Below are 310 nucleotides of genomic sequence, written 5' to 3'. Positions count from 1 at the left end.
CGACCTCAGCCGTGACGCGGGCCTTGATCAAGCCGCCGTAACCGTTGTTGACAAGCCAATCGAAAACTTTTAATTCGTTTTCTTTCTTGATTGAAGCATTCACCTTTGACTCGACCTTGATTTTGGTCTTGTCCTCAAGCTTGATTTCAGACACCCCAAGCTCATCCATTACGCCAGGAAGCAGAACAGTTTTGATTTCACTGATGCGCTGCTTTTGCATATCAACTTCATCTTCAAGCTCTGTCAAAGCTTCTTGGCGTTCTGCCAGTTCATGCACTAAGCGCGCAAGGCGCTCTTGAATGCTCTCAGG

General features: G+C 47.4%; 1 protein-coding gene. It reads right to left on the bottom strand.

All coding sequences use genetic code 11. The features are described 5' to 3' along the window. Positions 1-310: gp33 family protein (locus Y887_RS20760; protein ID WP_046965600.1), on the bottom strand; the 310-nt coding region annotated here is incomplete at both ends.

Origin of the sequence: Xanthomonas pisi DSM 18956, from assembly GCF_001010415.1 — a bacterium.
GTDB classification, from domain to species: domain Bacteria; phylum Pseudomonadota; class Gammaproteobacteria; order Xanthomonadales; family Xanthomonadaceae; genus Xanthomonas; species Xanthomonas pisi.
Note: the sequence above shows the minus strand (reverse complement) of the source record. Positions and strands in the feature narration are given on the sequence as shown.